Origin of the sequence: Virgibacillus salexigens (assembly GCF_014905415.1) — a bacterium.
GTDB classification, from domain to species: domain Bacteria; phylum Bacillota; class Bacilli; order Bacillales; family Amphibacillaceae; genus Virgibacillus; species Virgibacillus salexigens.
This window is the reverse complement of sequence record NZ_BNEO01000120.1, coordinates 1-310: the sequence shown is the minus strand read 5'-3', so window position 1 is coordinate 310 and position 310 is coordinate 1. Positions and strand designations below refer to the sequence as shown.

The following is a 310-nucleotide window of genomic DNA, read 5'->3' as shown; positions in this document are numbered from 1 at the left end:
AACAGCAGAACATTATCATCCATATCCACATGAGTTTAGTGGCCGGCAACGGCAGCGCATAGGTATTGCACGTGCGTTAGCATTAAATCCGTCATTGATTGTATCCGATGAAGCTGTATCTGCTCTTGATGTTTCTGTACAAGCTCAAGTTATAAAGCTTTTAAAAGATTTACAGAAAAAATATGAGCTTAGCTATTTATTTATTTCCCATGATCTGGGAGTCGTCCGTCATATGAGTGATCGTGTCCTTGTTATGTACTTAGGCGCACAGCTTGAATTAGGAGATGCAAGTCGAATTTATGCAAATCCG

General features: G+C 40.0%; 1 pseudogene. It reads left to right on the top strand.

Annotation, left to right across the window (positions count from 1 at the left end):
* A pseudogene (locus JKP73_RS22495) lies at positions 1-310 on the top strand (peptide ABC transporter substrate-binding protein); the annotation flags it as partial.